Raw genomic sequence first — 18052 nt, 5'->3', positions numbered from 1 at the left:
TTATTCGGTTTATAGCGCATATGGATATAAAACTAAAATATTTAATTCCTTCACTTCTCGTTGTTTCATCCGGGAGTATGGCAGCTTCCTACGCTGTTGAAGCCCGAGGGGATGCAATGGGAGGCACCGGGGTTGTTTCTGCCAATTATCTCACTGCTCCTTTCTATAATCCTGCTATTGTCGCCATTTATCGAAAAAACGATGATGCGGGAATGTTACTTCCCAGTTTTGGACTGACCTATAACGATCCTGATGATATTTCAAATACCATTGATGATGTGGGTGACTTAATCAAAAATGTGGAAGGCGGAGATTCATCACAAGAAGCTCAGCTCCAAAGTCAGCTAGATGCGCTTAATGGCGGAGAACTCAAAGCTGATATTGGTGGTGCGATCGCAATAGGGATTCCCAATCAATATATTTCGATGAATTTGTTTGGTAAAGCCTATGCAGAGACTTATGTGACGCCATCAATTGCGACAACCGGTTCCTCAACGCTTGATAATGCGCAGAATAGTACGATCGACGCTGTTTCTGTTGCGGTTACTGAGGTGGGACTTTCTCTGGCAAAGTATCAAACATTTCTCGGGCAACATATCTCAGTCGGAGTTTCTCCCAAACTTCAACGCGTGTATACCTATGTATATGAAGCCAGTTTGAAGAACTACGATCTCAGTGATATCGATGCCAACAGTACCGGGGAAACGGTATTTAACTTAGATGCAGGCCTTCTGTGGTTTTATGGACCAGTCAGAGTTGGATTTGCGGCAACCAATTTGGTTTCTCGTGATATCACGACCCGGCTAGTTGCTTCCAGTATATCTGGCAAGGCGGATCTGCAATATAGTTATCAACTTAGACCATTGTATACGGTTGGTGTTGGGCTGATTGGTGATTATGCCTCGATTAGCGTCGATTATGACCTGAATGAGGAAGAGCGCTATACCAATTTCAACGACAATACACAGATGCTGCGTGTCGGTGGCGAAATTGATATTCTGCGTCAGCTAAAATTACGAGCCGGTTATAAAAAGAACCTGGTTTATAGTGGTTCCGATGGGGTATATACAGCGGGGATAGGATTATCCCTACTTGGACTATTTGAGCTTGATGCTGCTGTCAGTTATACCAATGCCCATGCCAAAGGTGCTTATGTGAACTTCCTGTCCACATACTAACGCGTTTATTCTTTTCTTAACGGCACGCCTATCTAAGCTCTCTCTGAAAAGAGGGGGCTTTTTTCTTTTCTGAAATCTGAACCAAATATACCAACACCACAGCGCGTAGTAATTACTTACATTGCCCAGTTAATTCTCTATGAAAAATAAGTTGATCGTTTTACTGTTCGTGACCATTTTTTAATGAAAACCATGCAAACTTTATATTTTTCATTAACTTATCCCGATATGTTCTACTACATATAGCATGTGCATTAACCGAGTATACGTTTCTCAAAGAAAGACGATCCTTTAGGATCTCATGTTAGTGAATACTTCTGCTGAGTGACAGTATCACGCTAGATACATATCCTGATGCACTATAACTAAGAATGTCGTAATCAATAATCGATTCATTTCACAGCACTAAAAATAACAACCACAACAAATAAAAAATTTATCTTCAATGGGTGGGCTGAATTAGGTTTTTCGATGCAGTCACAAATCTAGGATAACCACAGAGAAAGTGAGTTTTTGATACCGTAGACTTATTCGAATGAGAATGAAGTAAAGGCTCTGACTAGTATATGGAATGTGCGGCAATGTATGGAATGGACGAGCGGCGGCTTATCCGTCGGTATCAATGAACACTAATAGGCTGCATTTGTCGCTTCGGTCATGATGGGAGTCATCGATTTGGATGAGTTCTCCGGGTAGCATGGCTAATAGATGCGAGGCTTACGTTTTGTGTGCGGGCCTCAAAGTGATCATCTATTATTGACGGAGTGTTTCTTTAGATATGGGCAAGTTGTAGTTTTATTGAGCAAACGTCAGAAAAATCGGAATACGACTCACGATTGCTTTAACACATTAAGTGCGCATTATGTACGTTATGTTAAATAGGATAATTCAGGCAATTCAATCTGTTAAGGCTTTCTGTCCCCCTCATTACAGAAACCGCGAATGACAGCGGTTTTTTTATCGTTGTCCTTTATCCTTTCCATCTGATACATGGGTTCATTCAAAGCTATCTTTCTAATGTTGCTCTTTCCAAAATGGGAATCCCGGCAAGAGCATCTTTAAGATCATCCCAGTTATCATTGTAAAAATCCCAAGCCGTCGATACTGTACCGCCACTGATTGGCCTCATCCAACAAGTATTGCAAATATCGGTGTTACTGAGACAAACACAACAGCTAATTGATAGCAAAAAGCCCCAATACGGGGCTTTGTTATTCTGGTATGTCATTTTGGTTCCTAACAATTGAAGATTACTCTCCGTAATAGCTTTTACGGTATAAGTTTTTCACGTCTTCAACGGTTGGTTTTCCTGGATTGGTCAATGTACACGGATCACCATAGGCCCGCTCACTCATTCTTTCCAATACTCGAATGAATTTTTCTTCGCTGAAATCAACCTCATCACAATCTTTAAAACAAGATGGAATATTCAATGCTTTGTTTAGCTCTCTGACTGTTTGGGCCAAATTATCAATACCGAGAATGCTTTCAGCAAACTGATACTTGGCGGTGTACTGTCTGTTGAAATCAATGATATATGGTAGCAAAATCGCGTTTGACAGGCCATGTGTCACGCCAAACTCACCACCAATTTTGTGAGCAAGTGAATGGACCAATCCTAATGAGGCATTGGTAAATGCCATCCCTGCAAGCGCGGATGCATTATGCATATTATAGCGAGCTTCTTTATTATCAGGTTCTTTATACGCCGTTTCAATGTTATCGATCACCAGCTTGATGGCTTCAATCGAGTACGGATCTGTAAATGATGTGGCAGCAATGGAAACAAGCGCTTCTGCAGCATGTGTCAAGACATCCATACCGGTATTGGCCGTAATATGTGCCGGCATCGTTTCTGGTAGTTTGGGATCAAGAATCGCAATATCCGGCACCATGTCAGCAGCAACAATGGGATACTTGATATGGTTTTCGGTATCAGTGATCACAGAAAATGCTGTGATTTCAGAAGCGGTGCCACTGGTTGATGGAATGGCAATAAATTTCGCTTTTTGACGTAATGCCGGCATGGAGCCGACTTCAATGATATCTTCAAATTTTAAGTGAGGATGTTCATAGAAGCACCACATGACTTTGGCTGCATCAAGAGCCGATCCACCCCCTATCGCCACGATCCAGTCAGGTTCAAAACTCATCATGGCTTCAGCACCGCGCCATACTGTTTTAACCGATGGGTTTGGCTCAACACCATCAATGATGATGCTACGAATACCGGCTTGCGACAGATAATCCTGGCATTGTTCTAAAAACCCAAATTTTTTCATTGAGCTCCCACCGGTCACAATCACAGCCTTTTGACCTTTTAACGTTGCCAATTCAGCCAGCGCCCCTTCTCCATAGATAATGTCTCTGGGTACAGAAAATCTCATGACGCTCATACTTATCTCCTATAGTTTGCATATGAAAATGTGATTCAATATACAATATGCTTACAAGCGCAGTGAAACACTGATTTGAATCATTAATCACGAATAAATTCTATGGATATGAAATCGCTAGATATTTTTTGTACAACAGGAGCAATATGGATGATTGACTCAACCAAGGGAATATAAATATTGTGTTGTATAAGGATAAAAAAGCCCCATTGTGACATTGTCACTAAGGAGCCTTCTGATTGATTTTATCTGGAATTAACCACCGGCGAGTTTAACGGTATGGCCTTTCTTTTCCAGAAGCGTTTTGATTTTTTCCCGGTCATCCCCTTGGATTTCGATATGACCGTCTTTTACTGCACCACCACAACCACAATGTTTTTTTAATTCTGCTGCCAAGAGTTTCAATGCTGCATCATCAAGATCAAGACCTGTGATAACACAAACACCTTTCCCTTTTCGCCCCTTGGTTTGTCTTTGTATTCTTACAATACCATCGCCTTTCGGCCGCTGAGGCTGTGAATCTTCAGGTTTAATGCGTCCAACTTCTGTGGAATATACTAATGTCATATTTGATTACTTCTTTGCTGCTGCGGCTGCCTTCGCCTGACGGAGTTCTATAATTGTTTTTTCAATGTGTTTTTCAATTGCGAGCTTGGAGCCCTTAAGCAAACGTCCATTGAATATACAGTACCAATCATTCGGCTCACCCGTATCATTTTTCAGAGTAAAGCCAGCAAATTGTTCTTGTTTCGCTGTCTGCTGCTCTCTTTTAGCTTCGATGTTAGAAAATTCTTTGGGATCAATAATCGAAGCAGTATCACACCACCAATCAATACTCTTTTGCACCGCTGTTTTATTACCGGAAAGGACATGATGCTTGATTTTTACTTGCCAGATATCACTGGATTGACCGGCAGATTTGAGGGTAAACCCTCGGTATGTTGCAACAGCCATATGCCTACTCAGCTCTTCTATGTATTTCTATTTAATATTAATTGTAATCGACACATGATCAAGTATATTTATGGCTAATAGACTAGTTATAGTGCATTAAAATGTTAAAAAAACCAATATTAATCACAAAAAAGACAATAATAGAAAACTATACCAAGCAACTTTGTGCTTTTATCCATAAAGAACAACTCGATGAACTGACGCAACATCAGTATTCAAATAGTTCTTTACTTGCCATGACCAAAGACTGGAATCTATTTGTAGAATTTTGTCAGAATCAGCATGTTGCTCCCTATCCGGCATCCCCGGATATGATTCGCCTTTTTCTTGAAAAGGAATCACGGATTAGGAAGTTTTCAACCTTGCGTCGTTACACCGTCACTATAACTGTGCTCCATAAATTGCTTGGGTATCCGGATCCAATCACAAATCATCAGGTCCGTTTACACTTAATGTCTTTAAGAACAGAGAAAAAAGGCGATAATAGTCAAGCAGATGCATTAGGCCGGGAACATCTTGAACAACTCGATACAAAGCTTTCTACATCGAAAGAAGCCAAAGATATTCGAGATCTTGCCATCTATCATCTGATGTTTGAGTGCATACTAAAACGAGTTGAGCTCAGAGAACTTCGCGTGGAACAGCTGACCTTTCACTCGGACTCAGAGGTACGGGTTGAACTCAGAGGCAATGATTACCAACTGTCTCCACCGGCTTCTGAAGCCGTTCACCGTTGGTATCAGCTGATTGATATCCACGCTTCACCTTATGTCTTTCGTTCGATCGATCGTCATCAAAACATCGGGATTGAAAAACTGAATGACTCATCGATCTATCGAATTTTAAGAGGCGCAGGAGAACGACTTGGGATTGCTCATCTTAAATTTTCAGGTCAGTCGACCCGCATCGGAGCAACACAAGAACTCTATCAACAAGGGATGAAAATCAAAGAAATTCAGTCTTTTGGTCGCTGGCAAAGCCCTGTGATGCCTTCTCAGTACGTTGGAAAGCATCGCCAGGCTGAAATTGGAATGCAACAATTTAAATCGTTTAAACCTTGGAAGTCGTAACTTGTTCCAATGAGCGTTCAATGCAATCCGTTAAAAAATCTGCCATATGATGGCCATTGTTTTCTAACATTTTCGGGAACATTGAGATGGGAGTCATGCCTGGGAATGTATTCACTTCGTTCAAATAAACTTGTCCATCCGAGGTCAAGAAAAAATCAACCCGGGCAAGATGTCGAAGTTTCATATGGCGAAATACTTTCTCGCTGTATGCACGAATAGAGGCAAGCTGTTCGGCAGTAAGACCTTCAGCCTCAACCTTGGTATGAGAGTGACTGGTTTGACTATATTTCTCTTCATAGGTGTAAAAAGCGTCAGCCGGAGCAATAACCTCACCCGGTGCTGAAATATGAAGTTCCCCGCCGATTTCATAAGCAGCGACTTCTAACTCTCTCGGTGTCACTGCTTTTTCAACGAGAACCTGTTCAGAAAACTGAAATGCCGAGGCAACAGACTGACGCAATTGCGCTAAATCAGTGACCTTGTAACATCCAACGGAAGAGCCTTGTCGTGCTGCTTTGACAAATAAAGCGCCCCAACGATGCAATGCTTCTTCGCATTGTGCAACCGTCTGATCCGTAAATTCAGACAAGAATAAATAGGGGGTATTGGGCACACCTAACGCATCATACCAAAGCTTCGAGGTAATCTTATTAAAGCTATTTGAACTCGCTTCGGGACCACATCCCAGATATGGAATGGCAGCTAATTCAAGCATCGATTGAATATCACCGGTCTCTCCGGGATAACCATGGATGCATGGCACCACAAAATCAATTTTCTGACGACTAACATCAGTATTCAAGGTTGCAGTATTGATATCCAAATATGCCAGATGGCCGTCTTCGGTAAACCATCCGTCACGTTTTATTTCAATACGTTCTACGTCAAAGAGAGGATTAGTTTGGAGCTGTTCCTGAACATAATTCGCAGAAACCAATGACACCTCATGCTCTGATGAACCACCACCACAAAGCAATAATATATTGATACGGTCCATTATTCTTCCACAGTTCCTTTCAGTTTAAACCGCCCCTATCATAGATAATTCCAGATAAAGTTGTAGTCTTAATCTTGCCCTAAATAGCTAACCGTTCTTTATTTATACAAGAAAAGGGCTCCGGGCCCTTTTTCTGTTTAATTAAGTTTGTTTAAAGTCGGATATTCTGAGTTTTTAATTGCGTCAATACTTTTCACAAAAGGTTTGAGTTGACGGAACTCAGCCGGCAGCATCTGAATGGCCTGACGCGCTTTAGCACGCGTTGCAAAATCACCGTATAAGACCGTATACCACTTCGTCCCATTCACGACTTTGTAGTTTTCCCAAACAGGCTGACCATCTTTAGGAAGCTTGTTAGAAAATTTATCCACTTTACTTTGACTACCAACCGCAACCACCTGAATGGTGTAACCAAAACGTGGATTCATTGCCACCTGTTTTGCCGTTGGCGGAGTAATCGTCACAGCGGACTGACTCGGTTGAGACATTTTTTGAGATGTTGCCGGTTGCCCTGTCGTCCGAACCACATTCATCTCTGTCACACCTTCAGCGGTTGTTCCCTGCTGAGAAACCACCGGCTGCTGTATTTTGGCCGTGGGATATTCTTCCTGGTAGCTTTCAGTTGTCACGTCCGTTACATAGGTACCAGAAGAGCATGCCGCCAGCAGTAACGTAGACAAACCGAGAATGACTTTTTTTTCCATAGTTTTCGTGCCTTTCATAAAGAGTGTATCAATCATGCCCATAGCCGAGTCTAGAATCAAGTTTAGGTAATAAATTCAAATGAATAACATGTGATATAAAACACAAAGTATTAAACAATATTAAGCGAATATCCAAGTTTTGCTTTCCATATCCCTGCTTTCATCAATCCAATTGTATAATCAGACGGATATCCTTGCTGATGTGAGAAATAAAAATGAACAACCTGTCTCATTTTTTAAAGCCCAGATCGGTTGCCGTCATTGGTGCCTCCAATCGCCCACTACGAGCCGGTCATGTCGTGATGAAAAACCTGCTCAGCGGTAACTTCGATGGCACGGTCATGCCGGTCACCCCCCGTTATACTTCTGTGTGTGGCGTACTGGCTTACCAAACAATCGACTCACTGCCTATCATACCGGATATCGCAGTTTTATGTACGCACGCCTCAAGAAATATTTCGCTTTTCCACCAGCTTGCCGAGAAAAAAGTCGCTTACGTGGTGGTTTTGTCTTCGGATATGTATAGCAATGATCCAGAAAATCATCAGATTCAACAACAGTGTCTTGCTATCGCAAAAGCAGCGAATATGCGGATTGTTGGCCCAAATAGTCTGGGGATCATTCTCCCTTGGATCTCATTTAATGCCTCTTTTTCTCCGGTCCCAGCCTTGAAAGGCAATATTGCCTTTATTTCTCAGTCAGCGGCGGTGTGTACCACTATTTTGGACTGGGCCAATGAAAAACAGATTGGCTTTTCTGCCTTTATTTCTCTGGGCAATGCATCCGATATTGATTTCAATGATCTGCTCGACCATCTCAGTACAGATCGTCACACCGATGCGATTTTGCTCTATATCGATACAATTCGAAATGCCAGACGATTTATCTCTGCGGCCCGGGCAGCCTCACGAAATCGAAGAATTCTGGTATTGAAAGGCGGAAGAACGCTGGAAGGTAGAAAAGCGGCCAAAGCACATACCGGTGGTATCGATACCCTCGATATTATTTATGACTCGGCCATTCGGCGTAGCGGTATGTTGCGTGTTCATAACACACATGAACTGTTTGCCGCAGTGGAAACCTTAACTCACCCTCTCCCACTCCGTGGTGAACGGCTGGCAATTATTACCAACGGTGGCGGCCCAGCCATTATGGCCATTGATACCTTACTCGAACGGGGTGGCAAATTAGCACGGCTGGATGATGACATCATGCACGAACTCGATCAGTGCCTGCCGCCAAGTTGGTCACACGCCAATCCCATTGATCTTGTGGGCGATGCCGGGCATCAACGCTATGTGTCAGCACTGAATGCCGTGTTAGATTCAGACGTTGCCGATGCGATTTTAATTATGCATTGCCCTTCAGCCGTTGCAGAGTCAGAGCAGACCGCTCAGGCAGTGATTGATGCCTTAAATCAGCATCCACGCAGCCGCCAGTTTAACATTTTGACCAACTGGTCGGGTGAACTCACCGCTAAAGCAGCTCGGCAACGATTTTATCAAGCCGGAATTCCGACTTACCGCACCCCGGAAAGTGCAGTAACTGCATTTATGCATATGGTTGAGTACAAGCGCAATCAAAAGCAATTAATGGAGACACCAACCACTGCTGATTTTCTTCCACCAGAAAAAATTCACAAAGCTCAACAGTGGATTCAAGAACATCTCCATCTTGCAAACCAGCAAGCAACATTACTCGATACCCACCAAATTGGTGACTTACTGACCTGTTTTGAATTTGATGTGCTCCCGACTTGGATGGCACAAGATAGTAGCGAAGCCGTCCATATTGCCGAAACTATTGGTTATCCGGTTGCGGTCAAATTACGCTCACCGGATATTGCGCATAAATCAGATGTGCAAGGCGTCATGCTCAACCTCAGAAATCGTCACGAAGTTGAAAGTGCCTCACAGGCAATCCTTGACCGGGTGAGTCTGTCTTATCCGGCAGCACTCATTCATGGCTTAGTTGTGCAAGGGATGGCGAAACTTGCTGGCGGCGAAGAACTGCGGATCAAAGTCAAACATGACGAGACCTTCGGCCCGGTGATTCTTCTGGGACAAGGAGGCTCCGAATGGCAAGAAGCAACAGATGCTGAAGCGGCACTGCCACCATTAAATATGACGTTGGCGAGATATTTAATCGTCCAAGCGATCAAGAACAATAAAATCCGCCTGCAAAAACTTCCGGTTCCGATTGATATTGCCGGGCTTTCTCAGTTTTTAGTGAGACTTTCACAATTAATCGAAACGTGTCCTGAAGTTCATGAATTAGATATTCATCCCCTGCTGGTCAATGGTCATCAATTTACGATTCTGGATGCCGATTTGCATCTCAAACCTTACCACGGTGATGCGCAACAGCGGTTAGCCATCCGTCCCTATCCATCTGAGATGGAAGCTCAGGTGGTGATGAAAAACCAAGAATCCATTTTGATTCGTCCTATTTTACCGGAAGACGAACCCGATCATGCAGACTTCATCAATAAAGTCTCCAAAGAGGATCTCTATAAACGCTTTTTTACAGAAGTGGGCACGTTCAACCATGAAGCTTTAGCGAATATGACTCAGATTGACTATGACAGAGAAATGGCTTTTGTTGCGGTTCGTTCATCCCCTGAACACGAGATTATCGGTGTCTCGCGTGCATTAATCTCACCGGACAACAGTGATGCCGAATTTGCAATTTTAATCCGCTCCGACTTAAAAGGTCTGGGACTGGGACGCATTCTGATGAGAAAGATTATCGACTATTGTACCAATAAGGGAACGCAACAAATATCAGGCATCACCATGCCAAGTAACCAAGGTATGTTATCACTGGCTCAAAAACTCGGATTTCATGTGGAAGTTGATTTCGAAGATGGAACGGCAGAAATGCAACTATTGTTATCTCAAACGAGTGAATAATGATGATCAAACGCAAACAGAGTCGCTTATCTGCGACTCTGTTCCTTTGCGCTGTTTTATGTCACATGATTCTTCAATTGAGTAAGTTCCAATGCTTTTTCAAATACTGAATGCACCAAGATTTGGCCTCTCCCATTTTATTCCGACGCCAAGCCAGCACTATATCTGCATCTTTCTTTTCCGTACCGTGAATGATTTGTAGTTTGCCCGCATCAATCAGGGGCTGTGCCACCTGTTGTGGTAGCGTCCCAATCCCAAGCCCGGACGTAAGCGCCTGACACTTAGCCGCAAAATTTGTCACAGTCAGCCGCGGTTGTTTTTGCAGTATATTCACACTGAGTGGTGGTTGCTCTCTGGCAGTATCTGCAATCGCAATAATCCGATACTTCTGTCGCGCATTTTCATCAAAAACACCACTCCGTTTATGAACGTAATGTCCGGTTGCGGCCACCCACACCATCGACATGGATCCCAATGACTCAACTTTGATATCGTGAGGCATGGTTTCAAGACGAGGACAAATCAAGAGATCAGCACGATCCGATGCCAGTGACTCCCAACATCCCGCCAGAATTTCCTCCTGAAGCCGGACTCTGGTCTTACTCACATTACCGAGCGCTTCCACCAATGGAAAGAAATTATCCACCGGAATAATACCATCATAAGCCAGCGTCAGATCCAGTTCCCAGCCATTTGCCAGAACCGTTGCATCATTCACCAGTTTGTCGGTTTCAGAGAGAATTTGTCGCCCGTGATCCAGTAGCAATCGTCCGGCATCAGTGAAACTGGCCTTATGACCGGAGCGGTCAAAAATGATGATATCGAGATCCTGCTCCAGTTTTTGAATCTGATAACTCAGGGAACTTGGTGCGCGATTCATCTCATGTGCAGCCGCAGCAAAACTGCCACGCCGTTCGATCGCATCGAGAATGTAAAGCGCTTCTAATGTAATAGGACTATGCAAAATCAGTATCCTTAAGCTATTTTCTTAAACGCTGGTTAAAAACCATATACTTTAAAAACTATATACTTTAAAAACCCATATACTTTAAAAACTATGTACTTTAAAAACCATATGCTTTAAAACCATATTTATTCAAGCGAGTTGATGAAACATCATGAACCCCACTCGGGCTCAATCCAGCTCCGGTTTGACCCATACCCGACCAAAATCAAACCATCCCAGAGCATTACATTTGGCGTTTTGCAATGCACCACACTGGTCGTGACTGATGCCAAACCAACTGTGAAACAGTGGCACTATTTGATATTTTTCAATCAAAGACTTGCCGATGTCTCTGGCAGGAAATGGCTGTTCAGGCTCAGTCCGCCAGCAATCAATCAACTGCTGCCAACCGGCAAAATCCTCTGGCTGACTGGTATGACTAACATGAGAGTAATCCAAAAGCCATCCCGCCAGTGCATCATCGCGATGGTTTGATATGCCCATTGCTTTTATCCAGATATCAATCTCTTGGGTTACATCCACCGCATGTTCATACGTACTCAGTTCAACCTGAATACCATCTTGCGTCAATAAAGTCTGAATCACGTCAACCAAATGAGGAAACATCGGATGCTTGGCATGATAGGCGATCCGAACCGGACGCGTTATCGCAGGGAGAATCATTTGGCGACAGGGACGATGGTGATACCATCCGGGTTTCAACCCGTGGGCCGGTAACATTCCCCACGTCACAACGGTTTCTTCCGGCAAGAGACTAAACAGACTCAGTGCGCTCAGTTTACTACTCAGGTATTCAGCCCACACACGATCACAGGCAATCCCGTTTCTACGGTTCAATTGTAGGTAAATACATCCCGGATCCAAATCAACATCTTCACGAGACGCGCCTCGTCTCAGTTTGAGTGGTGTATTCAGGGTTGGAAATACCAAAGAAGAGTCCGCTTCATCAATGACACAGACTTCAATCTGATCTAACAGCGGACGATAACCGAAATAACTATCAAATGCTTCCAGAATGAGTCGTTTATCATCATTAATCACCACTTTGAATGGTCCGGTACCAACCGGCATAATATCAAACTCGTTCTCTTGCTGAACGTTGGGACTCACAATTCTTGCACACGTTTCAGCTAATAAAGTCGGTAAATGAAAATCGGGTTTACTCAGATGAATATCAATCACCCAATCTCCCGGTGATGAGACCTCCTCAATATGATGGAACAACCTGAAATGCTGCAACTCACAAAGACTGTCAACGACCAACGCTGATGTCAGCAATTGACCATTATGGAATCGGACACCGGGGCGTAAATAAAACCGCCAATGGTTTGCAGACAGACTCTGCCAGCTATGCGCCAAATCGGGCTGAAGCATTTCATTCTCATCGAAGGTAGTGAGACCACTAAAAACTTGCCGGGCAATGTGCTGTTCAGAACGCCGCATCGGTTTGCGAGGATTGAGCATTGATAACGGGCGATAGTAAGGCAGGCGAACAACTTGGCGTCCCTGCTGATGCTGGATGCCAAGATAATTTTGGATGACTTGGGTCAGTTTATCAGCATTCTGATCCAGTACGGAGAACGCCTGTCCGAACTTCCCTTCTTCAAGGTATCGCCGCGCCAGATTTTCACTGACATCATTCCGGCTGCGTTTAAAAATCAGGTGTGATAATTTGCCCCGACCAGCTGCCGGATGCCATTCGATCCAGCCTTCTTCTTCCATCTTATTCAAGACAATACGGGCATTACGGCGCGTACAAAACAGTATATCCGTCACATCTTCCAGATGGACTTCCATATTTTGACCGTCAAAGTGTTCGAATAAGGTTTCAAACTGGACACGTAATCTTGGACTACTCATAAAAATAAAGGGGGAAATTGATGATATTATCCATAGCTCTATAGTTTCCTATTTTCCCCTTTTCTGCAAACTTAGTCCGCATATTATTGTTATTTTTTATTTTTGACGGCAATGGTCAAACGACTGGTACACACTAATCGATCCCGCTCATCATGAATATTGATCTGCCATACTTGTGTCGACACACCGAGATGCATCGGTTGGGCAACCCCTGTAACCGTACCGCTTCTGACCGCTCGGATATGATTGGCATTAATATCCAACCCAACACAATAAGCATTTTCATCAACACAACAGTTTGCCGCAACCGAGCCTAATGTTTCTGCAAGCACAACTGAAGCTCCGCCATGCAACATCCCTAATGGCTGATGGGTAAAATGACAAACCGGCATCGTTGCCGATATCGTTGAATCGGTAACTTCTGTATAAACAATATTCAGATGTTCCATCATGGTGTTGACTGAAGTTTGATTCAATAAATCAATATCAATCGGTCTTTTCCAGATACGCATAATCTACCTTTCACAAATCGAACAGAGGTGAGTGAGCCGAAGTTTTCCGCTCAGAAAATAGCATGACAAGCATAGCTGACGCCAGCAAACGATATTCATATGGATGAGCGTTGGTATCTCATTGATATGGTTTCCTCTCCTTATTCATTGTTGCTGAAACATCATCTTAATGGATAAAAAACTTTAAATTGTTGCCACGACGTGGATAATACGCCCTTATTCTTTTTACAGGAGTCCAATCATATGGCAACAGAATCAGCGCTGCTTGAACGTTGTGAATCAAAATGTGAACTTTGTTCGTCTACCGCTCAGCTTCAACCATTTGTTGTTGCACCTCATACACAAATTACAGTCGATCATGCAGTGATGCTCTGTGACACCTGTAAGAGTCAAATTGAAAACCCGGAAACGGCTGATGCGAACCACTGGCGTTGTCTGAACGACAGTATGTGGAATCAAACGCCGGTCGTTCAAGTCGTCGCATGGCGTCAACTGAAGCATTTATCAGAATCTGAAGCTTGGGCTCATGATTTGCTGGATATGATGTATCTGGAAGAAGATGTTGCCAACTGGGCAATGATCGGCATGGATGATGATGCTGAGAAACCTCGCGACGTCAACGGTGTTGAGCTTAAGAAAGGTGACGACGTCACTATTATTAAAGACTTACCGATTAAAGGCTCTTCCCAAGTCATTAAGCAAGGAACGGTTGTTCGTGGCATCAGCCTGAGCGATGATCCGAAGCTGGTTTCAGGAAAAGCAAACGGTCAGTCGATGTATATTATTGCTGAATATACCCGTAAAAAATAAAGCCGACTTGATATAAATCTTGATGCAATAAAAAACCGGTGCCAGTCTCTGACGCCGGTTTTTTTACTAATACAACTTTTCTTGATACAACGTTACTGTTTCAAGTTCAATTTGATAATCACTCTCCGGTCTGATTTTTTATCCCGACCATCTTGTTGAGATAGCTCTCCGCGAATCACCAGCTTATCACTCAACCACTGTCCGTATGGCTGTAACATCTCACTTTCAAACAAGACATTAGACACCGCTAACGCTCTTTTCACAGACAGATCATAGTTATACTTGTAAGCATCCAGATTATCCCTTGAGCCTTTCCATTCCTGACTGGATAATCCGATCACTTCCAGAGATTGAATCTGTTCCGGATACTGTGAAAGTACATCAAATAATGGGTTCAGGGTCGACGTAATCGCGGTTTCAAACCGAGGTGAAACGGTATACTCTCCGACTTTAAAATAGCCATACGAACCAAAATTCAACACCATGTGATGATAATCAAACGAAACTTTATTGTGTTGGAACGCATCCGAGCTATTCGCTTGAATAGCTGCAATAAGACGATTCAAGTCGTGATTCAAATAGGATTTTTCTGTATAAAAGGCATCCGACGGTAACACAAAGTTGACCGACACTCGTTTATCCGCCAGTTTCAAAAGGCTTCGGTTCCCTGCCCCGGTGAAAATGACATCAACATTATCAATTTGACTGAAATTGCCATCAACCTTGGTCACTTGATAGTCACTCAACTCATTTTTATTGATAATATCATTCACAACTGGAACATACTGATTGTTGATATAAAGTGAGACATGGCTATCCCTGACACCAATATTCTCCATCGCGGTATATAAGGTATATTTAAATAATCCGGGCACCACCATAAAAGGTGTTAATAAAATAAATAGTGTCACCAGACTATTGAAAATATTCTTCTCTTTATGATTGAGATACATCTTACAGGCGATGCCACAATACAACAGCGGTGTAAACATGAGGAGGGTTGCAAACCAGTCTGAATCTCTGACCGTCGCATACTGACAAATAATATAAATCAGCGGAACCAACCAAACCAATCCTAAGAAAGAGATCGAACCGATATGATGGTCTTTGATAAAGTTTTTGAGCATCCCGCCAAACACCATGCCACGCAAATGTTTCTCTTTCTTGGTCATCGACAACGTTTTAAAGATAAACGATGGCAACCGAAACAGAAAAATCAGTACATTGACCAGCGATAAAGACGAGATCGAAAACAAAAAGATGAATAATGTGGCTAAGAATCCGAACGAGAGAAATACGAAACCAATGAATGCCCCGTCACCTAATGTAAGGCCTTGAGGATAGAACCCAATCATTGAGCAATATATCAGTGTTATTACTGCACCGAGAAAAAAACCGGCCTTAGAAATAACCGAGATAGATTCACTTATTTTTTGTGTAGTCATTATGATTATATACCTAGCAAAGATATGAAAAACAACGCACCGATCTTAAAGCGCTCACTTATTTAGGCAAGCGGAATTGATGGGATATTGACTATTTCTGGATGTTTTTTTCGGAGATTTTGCAGAATACTAACCAAAATGAGATATCGATTCCAAACCTGTAAACGGTTATTTTAACAATACGACGACGAGCTGACAGGAAAATAACCAAGCTTCATTTATCAGAACAGGCAGCGCAATATTAAAAGCAGCTATTTTCAATTTCAATAGCTGCTTAATAGCATTTATCCATGTGAAAGACCAACTGATTTAAACAACCGAATAGGGTAGAAAATAAACCAGTAATGACCAGATACTTATCCAACTGACAACCACCAGCGCATCAAACCAATCTTTATGCCGCATATTCCCTCCTCACCGATGAGGTTATTTCAACATCATCAAACAAGCAAAGACAATGCCATAATGATGTTCAGTACATGAAGCGGGTAAAATTAGCTGATAAATTGTGCTTCGACAGATGTTTCAAGCCATTCAGGTTTATCCTTAAACATCTCAATCAAAGCATCGGCCATTGAGATATTCGAAACAATACCGGGGCGAACCATACCAAGGATGGCTTCATAACCTTCTTTTCCTTTCATCGTATAGGCCGATGATGTTCCACAATAAACTGTTGAATCATCAACAGATGTCCAGTGACCATTTTGATAAATCTTCAAGGCCTGAATCCGCTCTTCTGCCGGCATGTCGGCCTGATAGTGAAAGTCGAGACCATGGCAATAAGGATAACTTCCCGTACCGGTACTCTCTGCCCGATAGCCTAACGCATTGTCAATCGCACCGGCCAGTAAACGTCTGAGAGTCGTGCCGGTGACATAATACACGCCGATCGGAATGGCAAATGGCAATAATTGACCGGCAATATCGGCAACCGTCAGTACACCACTTGACAAAGAGCAACGCACGCCCCCGGCATTATGTACCGCAAACTGAACCGGATGCCCTCGCTTAGACATCGCATAATGAAATGACCGGGCGACCAACGGTGCGATTTCACTTCCGCCATTTTCTCCGGGGATCCGAGTGTGGAATAAAGGTTGTGTCAGACGAATCACTGCTTTGGTTTGCTGTTGACGCACCACCGGCAGGTAATGACGATTCAATATATCTTGAATCTGAGGATCTTTGCGGCAAACACACACCATGGGATGTTGTTCCAGATAATCACAGGCATGTTGATGCCGCCAGTCACTGCCAAGGGACTGTCTGGCCGCATCGACAAACAAACGCCGACCAATTAACAGCTCATTCTTGCCCTGAAAACGCACCACGTTGCCTGCGGCATCAAAGTCAATATGACAGTGCCCCAACGCCAACGCATGGCATCCGGCCTGCACGATATGGGTGTCTCCCACTTTGATCCCGTACGGATCGGCCGCTTCCAGTCCAATATCCGCAAAGTCACCTTGTAAAATATGGCTATGCCCGCCAATAATCAAACTGATGCCGCTGACCGCTTCGGCAAGCTGTTTGTCCATTTCATACCCAAGATGACTCAGTAAAATAATCTTATTGATACCACTGTGCCGGATTGCCTCCACTGTCCGACGAGCAACCGCCAGTGCAGCGACAAACGGCGTATCGGCATCCGGATTTGAAATATCATCCATCCGATCCAGCGAAAGCCCGAAGATCGCCACAGCATCTTGCTCATATTCCCGCACCAACCATTGGGCTGTTTGCTGCTGAACATTATATCGGTACACATTGGTTTGATCAGACAACCGATATGGTTTGTCTGGTCGTTCCTGACTCAGATCCCAGTTGCCCGCTAAAAGCGGAAAATTAATATTTCGCACAAACCGAGCGACAGGTTCATTGCCTAAATCCAGCTCATGATTCCCCAACACCATCGCGTCTACCCCCAATGCATTCAACAAAGTGGCATTCGCTTCCCCTTTAAACAGGGAGAAATATAAGGTTCCCTGAAAACAGTCTCCGCCATGCAGTAGTAAAAAAGGACGGTCACGGCTTTGGGCCTCATCTTTCAACTGACTGACGCGAGTTGCAATGCGGGCGAATCCCCCCGCACTGACATATGGTGAAATTTCATCCTGATGCACGGTCATTTCAAGCTGCAATGATGAAGGCTCAAAGTATGAGTGGGTGTCGTTTAAGTGTGCAATCGTGATGGACAGTGGCTGGTGATGGTGATGCATAGATTCAAGCATTTCCCTTTGTATC

Annotated in this window: 14 protein-coding genes; 4 read left to right on the top strand and 10 right to left on the bottom strand. The window is 43.5% G+C overall.

Annotated elements, in window-relative coordinates:
* Positions 1-20: 20 nt before the first annotated feature.
* The gene (locus OCU60_RS20440) at positions 21-1178 is read left to right on the top strand and encodes a conjugal transfer protein TraF (protein ID WP_074374859.1); all 1158 of its coding nucleotides are present in this window, start codon (positions 21-23) and stop codon (positions 1176-1178) included.
* A 1250-nt stretch (positions 1179-2428) separates the two neighbouring features.
* Here the strand turns inward: OCU60_RS20440 and OCU60_RS20435 are convergent.
* From OCU60_RS20435 to OCU60_RS20425, 3 genes are all read right to left on the bottom strand, one after another.
* Positions 2429-3574 (bottom strand): iron-containing alcohol dehydrogenase, encoded by a 1146-nt coding sequence (locus tag OCU60_RS20435; protein WP_074374861.1) that lies wholly within the window; start codon positions 3572-3574, stop codon positions 2429-2431.
* 255 nt (positions 3575-3829) lie between these two features.
* Entirely contained in the window at positions 3830-4141 is a 312-nt protein-coding gene (gene yciH, locus OCU60_RS20430) for a stress response translation initiation inhibitor YciH (RefSeq protein WP_074374862.1), read from the bottom strand.
* Between the two features lie 6 nt (positions 4142-4147).
* A complete protein-coding gene (locus OCU60_RS20425; protein ID WP_074374863.1) occupies positions 4148-4528 on the bottom strand; it encodes a DUF3319 domain-containing protein in 381 nt (126 codons plus the stop codon).
* A 101-nt stretch (positions 4529-4629) separates the two neighbouring features.
* Between OCU60_RS20425 and OCU60_RS20420 the strand changes: the two genes are divergently transcribed.
* Positions 4630-5598, top strand: coding sequence for a tyrosine-type recombinase/integrase (locus OCU60_RS20420; RefSeq protein ID WP_074374864.1), 969 nt, complete (start codon positions 4630-4632; stop codon positions 5596-5598).
* Here the strand turns inward: OCU60_RS20420 and OCU60_RS20415 are convergent.
* Entirely contained in the window at positions 5579-6595 is a 1017-nt protein-coding gene (locus tag OCU60_RS20415; RefSeq protein WP_074374865.1) for a D-alanine--D-alanine ligase, read from the bottom strand. The two genes, OCU60_RS20420 and OCU60_RS20415, sit on opposite strands and share 20 nt — an antisense overlap.
* A gap of 137 nt (positions 6596-6732) precedes the next feature.
* Positions 6733-7299 (bottom strand): SPOR domain-containing protein, encoded by a 567-nt coding sequence (locus tag OCU60_RS20410; protein WP_074374959.1) that lies wholly within the window; start codon positions 7297-7299, stop codon positions 6733-6735.
* Between the two features lie 215 nt (positions 7300-7514).
* On the opposite strand from OCU60_RS20410, the gene OCU60_RS20405 reads away from it, so the two are divergent.
* Positions 7515-10211: a bifunctional acetate--CoA ligase family protein/GNAT family N-acetyltransferase gene (locus tag OCU60_RS20405; RefSeq protein ID WP_074374866.1), complete on the top strand. Its 2697-nt coding sequence runs from the start codon at positions 7515-7517 to the stop codon at positions 10209-10211.
* 73 nt (positions 10212-10284) lie between these two features.
* On the opposite strand, the gene OCU60_RS20400 is transcribed toward OCU60_RS20405, so the two are convergent.
* The 3 genes from OCU60_RS20400 to OCU60_RS20390 form a co-directional block, all read right to left on the bottom strand.
* Complete coding sequence (locus OCU60_RS20400) at positions 10285-11175, bottom strand: LysR substrate-binding domain-containing protein (RefSeq protein ID WP_074374867.1); 891 nt, start codon at positions 11173-11175, stop codon at positions 10285-10287.
* 171 nt (positions 11176-11346) lie between these two features.
* Entirely contained in the window at positions 11347-13038 is a 1692-nt protein-coding gene (locus OCU60_RS20395; RefSeq protein ID WP_074374868.1) for an SgrR family transcriptional regulator, read from the bottom strand.
* A gap of 89 nt (positions 13039-13127) precedes the next feature.
* Positions 13128-13550 carry a hotdog fold thioesterase gene (locus OCU60_RS20390; protein WP_074374869.1) on the bottom strand — a complete coding sequence of 141 codons (423 nt, stop codon included), beginning with the start codon at positions 13548-13550 and terminating at the stop codon, positions 13128-13130.
* A gap of 243 nt (positions 13551-13793) precedes the next feature.
* Here OCU60_RS20390 and OCU60_RS20385 point away from each other — a divergent pair, with 243 nt between their 5' ends.
* Positions 13794-14360: a PhnA domain-containing protein gene (locus OCU60_RS20385; RefSeq protein WP_074374870.1), complete on the top strand. Its 567-nt coding sequence runs from the start codon at positions 13794-13796 to the stop codon at positions 14358-14360.
* Between the two features lie 92 nt (positions 14361-14452).
* Here OCU60_RS20385 and OCU60_RS20380 read toward each other — a convergent pair whose 3' ends face one another.
* The gene (locus OCU60_RS20380) at positions 14453-15715 is read right to left on the bottom strand and encodes an OmpA family protein (RefSeq protein ID WP_074374871.1); all 1263 of its coding nucleotides are present in this window, start codon (positions 15713-15715) and stop codon (positions 14453-14455) included.
* Between the two features lie 584 nt (positions 15716-16299).
* A complete protein-coding gene (locus OCU60_RS20375) occupies positions 16300-18027 on the bottom strand; it encodes a bifunctional metallophosphatase/5'-nucleotidase (protein WP_074374960.1) in 1728 nt (575 codons plus the stop codon).
* Between the last annotated feature and the right edge of the window lie 25 nt (positions 18028-18052).

Source organism: Vibrio spartinae, assembly GCF_024347135.1.
GTDB classification, from domain to species: domain Bacteria; phylum Pseudomonadota; class Gammaproteobacteria; order Enterobacterales; family Vibrionaceae; genus Vibrio; species Vibrio spartinae.
This window is presented reverse-complemented; position numbering and strand designations above follow the sequence as displayed.